This window comes from Actinomadura geliboluensis, assembly GCF_005889745.1.
Taxonomy (GTDB): Bacteria; Actinomycetota; Actinomycetes; order Streptosporangiales; family Streptosporangiaceae; genus Spirillospora; species Spirillospora geliboluensis.
In genome coordinates, this window is the sequence record NZ_VCKZ01000386.1 from 1 (window position 1) to 8584 (window position 8584).

An 8584-nucleotide genomic window follows, 5' to 3' on the forward strand; every position below is an offset into this window, starting at 1 on the left:
GCCCGGCGGCCCCGCCGGCCCTGGCGGCCAGTTCCCGGGTAACCCGCCGCCTGGACGTCATGCAGGTGGTGCAGGGTACTGATGTCCACTCCTCAACAGCCGGAGATCGGCGCGGGCCGGCCAGAGGGGAAGAGCGGCGGCGGATCGTCGGCGACGTTCCGCAAGATCGGGGACGGCGCGGCCAACGTGGTCGTCAAGGAGCCCGGGCGGTTCTTCGCCCTGTGCCTTGACGTCGCGCGCGCGACGTTCCAGTGGCCGTTCCAGTGGCGCGAGTTCATCCAGCAGGCCTGGTTCATCGTCAGCGTCACCGTCGTCCCCACCATGCTGGTCGCCATCCCCTTCGGCGGCGTGCTGTCGCTGCAGGTCGGCGGGCTGATCCGGCAGCTCGGCGCGCAGTCCTACACCGGCGCGACCGCGGTCGTCGCGATCGTCCGGGAGGCCAGCCCGCTGGTCACCTCGCTGCTGGTCGCGGGCGCCGCCGGGTCGGCGATGTGCGCCGACATCGGGTCCCGGAAGATCCGCGAGGAGATCGACGCCATGGAGGTGCTGGGGATCAACCCCCTGCACCGCCTGGTGGTCCCGCGGATGTTCGCCTGCGCGTTCGTCGCGCTGTTCCTGAACGGCCTGGTGTCGGTGGTCGGCCTCATGGGCGGCTACTTCTTCAACGTCATGCTGCAGGGCGGCACGCCCGGCGCCTACCTGGCGTCCTTCAACGCGATCGCGCAATTGCCCGACCTGCTGCAAGCGGAGTTCAAGGCATTCGTGTTCGGAATTACCGCCGGGCTGGTGGCCGCCTATAAGGGGTTGAACGCCAAGGGCGGCCCGAAGGGCGTCGGAGATGCGGTCAACCAGACCGTCGTCATCACCTTCATGCTGCTGTTCCTGGAGAACTTCCTGATCTCCACGCTGTACTTCCAGTTCGTCCCGTCGAAGGGGATGTGATGGCTGCCCCTGGAAAGACGGGCAAGGCGGTCAGCCGCGTGGTGAACGCGCCCCTGGAACGGCTGGACGACTTCGGCCACCAGATGTCGTTCTACGCCCGCGCCTTCGCGTGGGTGTTCCGGGTGCTGCGCCGCTACCGCACCGAGGTGCTGCGGCTGCTCGCCGAGGTGAGCCTCGGCACCGGCGGCCTCGCGGTGATCGGCGGCTCGGTGGTGATCGTCGGCTTCATGACGTTCTTCACCGGCAGCCAGGTCGGCCTGCAGGGCTACGAGTCGCTGAACCAGATCGGCACGGCCGCGTTCACCGGGTTCGTCGCGTCCTACTTCAACACCCGCGAGATCGCCCCGCTGGTGTCGGCGCTGGCGCTGTCGGCGACGGTCGGCTGCGGCTTCACCGCGCAGCTCGGCGCGATGCGGATCTCCGACGAGATCGACGCGCTGGAGGTCATGGCCGTCCCGTCGATGCCGTTCCTCGTCACGACCCGGATGCTGGCCGGGATGATCGCGGTCGTCCCGCTGTACATCGTGGGCCTGCTCGCCTCCTACGGCGCGACGCGGGTGATCGTGACGGTGTTCTACGGGCAGTCGACCGGCACCTACGACCACTACTTCCATCTGTTCCTACCGCCGAACGACATCCTGTGGTCGTTCGGCAAGGTGATCATCTTCGCGGTGCTGGTGATGCTGATCCACTGCTACTACGGCTACCACGCGTCCGGCGGCCCGGCCGGCGTCGGCGTCGCGGTGGGCCGCGCGGTCCGCACCAGCATCGTCGTGATCAACGTGGCGGACCTGCTGCTCGGCATGGCGATCTGGGGCACCACGACTTCCGTCCGGATTGCGGGGTAGCGCGCGATGAGCACCCGTGTGCGTTACCGCCTGCTCGGCATCTCGATGGTCATCGTGATCGCCCTGCTGCTGGCGCTGACCGTGGCGTTCTACAACAAGGCGTTCACGCCCGTCACCGAGGTGTCGGTGAAGACCGAGCGGGCCGGGCTGCAGCTGCTGCCCCACTCGGACGTGAAGGTCCGCGGGCTGATCGTCGGCGAGGTCCGCGGCACCGACGCGACCTCCGACGGCGCCGTGCTGCACCTCGCGCTCGACCCGGGCAAGGCGAAGCTGATCCCGCGCAACGTGCAGGCGCGGCTGCTGCCGAAGACGCTGTTCGGCGAGAAGTACGTCGACCTGCAGATCCCGGCCCAGGCGGGCCCGGCGGGGCTGCGCGAGGGCCAGGTCATCCAGCAGGACCGCTCGCAGACCGCCGTCGAGATCGACAAGGTGCTGAACGACCTGCTGCCGCTGCTGCAGGCGGTGAAGCCGGCGGAGCTGAACGCGACGCTGAACGCGCTCGCCACCGCGCTGCAGGGCCGCGGCGACCAGCTCGGCGAGAACTTCGAGCAGGCCGACGCGCTGCTGAAGAAGATCAACCCGCAGCTCGGCACGCTGGTGCACGACCTGCACGGGCTGGCGGACGTGTCCGACATCTACGCCCAGGCGGCGCCCGATCTGCTGCAGACCCTCCGCAACCTCAACGTGACCAGCCGCACGATCACCTCGAAGAAGGCGACGATCGAGCAGCTGATCCCGGCGACGACCGCGCTCGCGCAGGACGGCGACGCGTTCATGCGGCACAACGGCCCGAAGATCATCGGCGTGAACATCGCGAACCGGGACGTGGCGAGCCTCGTCGCCCGGTACTCGCCGTCGCTGCCGTGCGTGTTCGCCGGGCTGATGAAGCTGAAGCCGGAGGCCGAGCGGGTGGCCGGCGGGGGCGGGTCCAAGACCTTCAACCTGACGATCGAGATCGTCAAGCCGCGGCCGGGCTACAAGAACCCCCTCGACAGGCCGGAGGCCAAGGACCGGCGCAACCCGCGCTGCTACGGCCTGCCGAACCCGAAGACGCCGTTCCCGGACTACCTGGCCCTGGACGGCACGCAGGACGACCTGTGGTGGAAGAACCCCGACGACCCGAACGGCGGTGGCGCGAGCCGCGGCCGGGCGCTGTCGAACGTGTTCGTGGACACCGGGTCGCTGACCCCCGAGCAGCAGCTCAAGAGCGTCCTCGGGCCGCTCACGCGGACCCCCGCCGATGAGCTGTCGGACGTGTCGCAGCTGATGTTCGGGCCGCTGCTGGGCGACGGATCGGTGGTGACGATCAAGTGAAGACGACGAGCGCGGCGATCAAGCTGCTGACCTTCGTGGTCATCACCTCGGTGGCCACCGGCGTGCTGGCGATGACGATCTCCAACATGCGCTTCAAGGAGACCCGCGAGTACAGGGCGGTCTTCTCGGACGTGGCCGGGCTGCTGGACAACGACGACGTCCGCATCGCGGGCGTCCGGGTCGGCCAGATCGAGGACATCGAGCTCTACCAGGGCGACAAGGCCGTGGTGACGTTCAGCGTGGAGCAGGACGGCCCGCTCAAGGCCGGGATCCCCACGTCCACGCAGGCGCAGATCCGCTACCGCAACCTGATGGGCCAGCGGTACCTCGCGCTGACCGACGGCGCCGGGCAGGCCAACGCCTACCTGAAGCCCGGCGGGACGATCCCGATCGCCCAGACCAAGCCGGCGCTGGACCTCACCACGCTGTTCAACGGGTTCCGGCCGCTGTTCCGCGCGCTGGAGCCGAAGGACGTCAACACGCTGGCGATGCAGATCGTCCAGGTGCTGCAGGGCGAGGGCGGGACGATCAACAGCCTGCTCGCGCACGTCGCGTCGCTGACCAACACGCTCGCCGACCGCGACAAGGTCATCGGCCAGGTGGTCGACAACCTGAACACGGTGCTCGGCACCATCGACCAGCGGCACCAGCAGGTCGACCAGCTGGTGCGGGACCTGCGCAGCTTCGTCAGCGGCGTGTCCGGCGACCGCAAGGCGATCTTCGACTCGGTCGCGGCGATCAACGACCTGACGGGCACCACGCAGAGCCTGCTGTCGGACGCCCGCCCGGACATCAAGGACGACATCGCCGGGCTGCGCAAGCTCGCCGGCACGTTCGCCGCCAACGAGGAGGCCCTCGACGGCGGGCTGAAGCGGTCGCCGAAGCGGCTGGAGGGGCTCGTGAACATCTCCTCCTACGGGTCCTGGTTCAACATGTACATCTGCGGTCTCGACGCGCGGGTGCGGCTGCCGGGCGGACCGGTCTACCAGACGCCGGCGATCGTGAACGAGAACGCGAGGTGCAAGTAGATGAGGATCCCGTTCCGGGAGCGCAACCCGGTCCCCATCGGTCTCTCCGCGTTCGCGATCATCGCCGTGCTGGTGCTGCTGGCGATGAACCTGGAGAGCATCCCGCTCGTCGCCGGCGGCAGGACCCACACCGCCGCCTTCAAGGAGGCGGCGGGGCTGAAGGCCGACGAGGAGGTCCGCATCGCGGGCGTCAAGGTCGGCAAGGTCACCGCGCTCGACCTGGACGGCGACCACGTCAAGGTCACCTTCCGGGTGGACGACGGCGTCCGGCTCGGCGAGCGCACCGAGGCCGGCATCAAGATCAAGACGATCCTCGGCGCGCACTACCTGGAGCTGACCCCGCGCGGGAAGGGCAAGCTCGGCCGCAACATCCCGATCGAGCGGACGCACACCCCGTTCGAGGTCGTCCCGGCGATCAGCGAGCTGAGCCAACGGGTCGGCGCGATCGACGTCCAGCAGGTCGCGAAGTCGTTCGACGTGCTGTCGGACACCTTCAAGAACTCGCCGGAGGAGGTCCGGGCGTCACTGCAGGGCCTGCGGCGGCTGTCCAACACGGTCGCGTCCCGCGACGACGAGCTGCACGAGCTGGCCGGCAAGGCCAAGGACGTCTCGCAGCTGCTCGCCGACCGCAACCAGGACTTCGCCAAGCTCGTCCAGGACGGCGACAAGGTGCTGCAGGCGGTGCAGGCGCGCCGTGCCGTGATCCACCAGCTGCTGATCAACACGGTCACGCTGTCCCAGCAGGTCAACGCGCTGATCAGGGAGAACGAGAAGCAGCTGCGGCCGATGCTGGACAACCTGGCGAAGGTCAACCGGATCCTGCTGCGCAACCAGAGCAACCTGGACCGGATCCTGCAGCTGTTCGCGCCGTTCGCGCGGCAGTTCTCGGACGTCACCGGCACCGGGCGCTGGTTCGACTCCTGGATCCAGAACCTGATCCCGATCCCCGCCTCGATCCAGGACGCCCCGAAGAGCGGCGGGACCACGACGAAGAAGCAGGGCGGACAGAACGGCAACCAGACCGGCAACTCCAGCGACAACCCGTTGCCGTTCCTCCCGTGAGCAGGCAGGTCACTAGTGCGTAACTCAGGAACCATCCTCCGCCTCGGCGGCGCGGTCCTCGCCGTCGCAGTGCTGGTGGCCGCGCTCCTGCTGATCTTCCAGGAGCCGAAGCAGCGCCACCTCACGGCGTACTTCACCAAGACCGTCGGCCTCTACAAGGGGGCGGACGTCCGCATCCTCGGCATCCCCGTCGGGGAGGTCACCAGCGTCGAGCCGGTCGGCGACGCGGTGAAGGTCGAGCTGAAGTACGACGCCAAGTACAAGGTCCCCGTCGACGCGCAGGCCGTCATCATCAACCAGACGCTCGTCGCCGACCGGTACATCCAGCTGACGCCCGTCTACCGGAGCGGCGCCGCCGTCCTCGCCGACGGCGCGACGCTGACCACGAGCCGCACCGCCGTCCCGGTCGAGGTGGACGAGGTCGGCGGCAGCCTGAACGACCTCACCAAGGCCCTCGGCCCGGAGGGCGCGAACGCGCCCGGCGCGGACGGCCAGCAGGGGTCGCTGTCGCGGCTGCTGCAGGTCGGCGCCGCGAACCTGGAGGGGCAGGGCGACGACATCCGGCAGACGATCGCGGACGCGTCCAAGGCGCTCAGCACGCTGAGCACCGACCGCGGCGACGTCGCCGCGACGATCCGGAACCTGCGGATCATCACCGACGCGATGAAGGCGAACGACCAGCAGATCAAGTCGTTCAGCGGGCACCTCAACGGGGTGTCGGCGCAGCTCGCGGGCGAGAAGGAGGAGCTGAGCGCGGCCCTCAACACGCTCGCCCCGACGCTGCGGAACGTGCAGCGGTTCGTGAAGGACAACCGCGGCGAGCTCGCCGCGAACGTCCGGCAGCTCGCGCAGATCACCGGGGTGCTGGTGAAGGAGAAGGACGCGCTCGCCGAGATCCTCACCGCCGGCCCGCTGGCCGTCAACAACCTGGCCCGCGCCTACGACCCGATCAGCGGCACCATCCACACCCGGGACAACTTCCGCCAGTTCCACGACCTGGCCGACTGGATCTGCTCGCTGGCGTACTCGGTGGGCACGCCTGCCAAGGAGTGCCTCGACTTCGTCGAGCCGTACAACGGCATCGGCAAGGCGCTGACGGGCTTCAGCCTGGACCTGTCCTGGATCACGGCGCTGACCACGCACTACGACCCGGTCCCGATCCCGCCGGACGCCTACGGCCCCGGCGGCAGGACCGGCAAGACGAGCAAGACGAGCACGACGAGCACGACGAACAAGACCGCGACGCGCAAGCAGCCCGCCGGCGACCTCAGCGCGCTGCTGCCGGGAGGTGGCCGATGAGCAGGACACGGCCGATGCGCCGCGCGCGCCTGCTGGGCGCCGCCGCGCTCGCCGCGACGACGGTCCTGTCGGGCTGCTCGTTCAACGGCGTCGCGTCGCTGCCGCTGCCCGGCGGCCCCGACCTCGGCTCCCACCCCATCACCGTCAAGATCGAGTTCGCGAACGTGCTGGACCTCGTCCCGCAGTCGGCGGTCAAGGTCAACGACGTCTCGGTGGGCAAGGTCGAGGAGATCAAGCTCGCCGGCGCGCCCGGCGCCACGACCGGGCAGAGCGGCTGGCACGCCCTGGTCACCATCAAGATGCGCGGCGACGTCAAGCTGCCCGACAACGCGATCGCGACCGTCAGCCAGACAAGCCTCCTCGGCGAGAAGTTCGTGCAGATCGAGCCGCCGAAGGACCAGGCGCCGTCCGGCACGCTCGCCTCCGGCGACCTCATCCCGCTGAACCGCACGTCCCGCGGCACCGAGATCGAAGAGGTGCTGTCGGCGATGTCGCTGCTGCTGAACGGCGGCGGCCTGGAGCAGGTCTCCACGATCAGCCACGAGCTGCAGGCCGCGATGAGCGGCCGGGAGACAACGATCAGGTCGGTGCTGGAGCGGGTCAACACCTTCGCCGGCACGCTGGACCGCAACCGCGCCGCGATCACCCGGGCGCTGGACAGCATCGACCGGCTCACCGGCAAGCTCGCGGCCGAGCGCAAGACGATCCGGGACACCATCGACGAGACGGGCCCCGCGATCGCCGTCCTCGACCGCAACCGCGCCGACCTCACCAAGATGCTGGTCGCGCTGAACAAGCTCAGCCGCACCACCACCAACGTGATCGACCGCTCGAAGGCCGACCTCCTGGCGAACCTGCGGAACCTCGACACGATCCTGCGGAACCTCAACAAGGCCGGCAACGACCTGCCGCGGTCGCTGGAGTCGCTGATCACCTTCCCGTTCCCGGCCACGTTCGAGAACGTCATCGAGGGCGACTACGGCAACGTGCGGCTCACCGTCGACCTGGACTTCGAGTCCATCGCCCGCAACCTGCTGGGCGGCACCGACCTCGAAGGGCTGCTCGGCAGCGGCACGCAGATGCGCAACATGCTGCAGGTGCCGAACGTGACCCTGCCGGACTCGCCGCTCGGCGTGCTCCCGCAGGCCCCCGGCGGCGGCCTGCCGGGGCTCCCCGGCCAGTCGACCCCGACCCCGAAGCAGACACCGAAGCAGACGCCGAAGAAGACGCCGACACCGCAGCGGACGGGCGCCCTCGCACCCGATGACGGCGGCCTGCGGACCCTGATGACGGGGGGCCTTTCATGATCCTCAAGCGCGGCGTGATCTTCCAGCTCATCGCGTTCGCCGTCATCACGGTGGTCGGCGTGGTGATCGTCTCGGTGAACTACATCGGCATCGGCCGCGACCTGCTCGGCAAGGAGTACGTCGCCTACGTCGACCTCACCGACTCCGGCGGCGTGTTCACCAACGCCGAGGTCACCTACCGAGGCGTCCCCGTCGGACGGGTCGGGCCGATCGAGCTGACCAAGGAGGGCATCCGCGTCAAGCTGCTGCTCAACCGCGGCGAGCGGATCCCGCGCGACGGCACCAAGGCCGTCGTGGCGAACCGGTCCGCGGTCGGCGAGCAGTACATCGACCTGGAGCCGACCAAGAAGACCGGCCCCTTCCTCGACGAGGGCGACCCCTACACGATCCCCAGGGACCGCACCACGCTGCCGGTGTCCACCGCCGAGCTGCTGCGCAACGTCGACTCGCTCGTCGGTTCGGTCAACACCAAGGACCTCGGCATCATCGTGGACGAGCTGGACAAGGCGTTCTCCGGCTCCGCCGAGGACCTCCAGTCGATCCTGGACGACACCGACCGGCTGCTGAAGACCGCCGAGCAGGCGTACCCCGACACCAAGCGGCTCCTGGACAACAGCGTCACCGTCCTCGGCACCCAGCGCGGCCAGGCCGCCAACATCCGCGGCTTCGCCAGCAACCTGAACGAGCTCACCGCGTCCCTCCGCAAGGACGACCCGGCGCTGCGCAAGACCATCGACAACGTGCCGGGCGCCGTGAGCGAGACGCACAAGGCGATCAACCAGCT

At 69.1% G+C, this 8584-nt stretch carries 8 protein-coding genes; all 8 read left to right on the plus strand.

The window, feature by feature from the left end:
• The first annotated feature begins 81 nt into the window (after positions 1–81).
• The gene (locus tag ETD96_RS35730) at positions 82–942 is read left to right on the plus strand and encodes an MlaE family ABC transporter permease (RefSeq protein ID WP_138640891.1); all 861 of its coding nucleotides are present in this window, start codon (positions 82–84) and stop codon (positions 940–942) included.
• Complete coding sequence (locus ETD96_RS35735; protein WP_138640892.1) at positions 942–1790, plus strand: MlaE family ABC transporter permease; 849 nt, start codon at positions 942–944, stop codon at positions 1788–1790. Before ETD96_RS35730 ends, ETD96_RS35735 begins: the two co-directional genes overlap by 1 nt.
• A gap of 6 nt (positions 1791–1796) precedes the next feature.
• The gene (locus ETD96_RS35740) at positions 1797–3104 is read left to right on the plus strand and encodes an MCE family protein (RefSeq protein ID WP_240808472.1); all 1308 of its coding nucleotides are present in this window, start codon (positions 1797–1799) and stop codon (positions 3102–3104) included.
• Positions 3101–4132 (plus strand): MCE family protein, encoded by a 1032-nt coding sequence (locus ETD96_RS35745; RefSeq protein ID WP_138640893.1) that lies wholly within the window; start codon positions 3101–3103, stop codon positions 4130–4132. The genes ETD96_RS35740 and ETD96_RS35745 overlap by 4 nt, the downstream gene beginning before the upstream one ends.
• Positions 4133–5194 carry an MCE family protein gene (locus ETD96_RS35750; RefSeq protein ID WP_138640894.1) on the plus strand — a complete coding sequence of 354 codons (1062 nt, stop codon included), beginning with the start codon at positions 4133–4135 and terminating at the stop codon, positions 5192–5194.
• 15 nt (positions 5195–5209) lie between these two features.
• A complete protein-coding gene (locus tag ETD96_RS35755; RefSeq protein WP_138640895.1) occupies positions 5210–6493 on the plus strand; it encodes an MCE family protein in 1284 nt (427 codons plus the stop codon).
• Positions 6490–7800: an MCE family protein gene (locus ETD96_RS35760; RefSeq protein WP_138640896.1), complete on the plus strand. Its 1311-nt coding sequence runs from the start codon at positions 6490–6492 to the stop codon at positions 7798–7800. Before ETD96_RS35755 ends, ETD96_RS35760 begins: the two co-directional genes overlap by 4 nt.
• The coding region (locus ETD96_RS35765) for an MCE family protein (protein WP_138640897.1) at positions 7797–8584 on the plus strand (788 nt) is incomplete at its 3' end. The genes ETD96_RS35760 and ETD96_RS35765, both read left to right, overlap by 4 nt.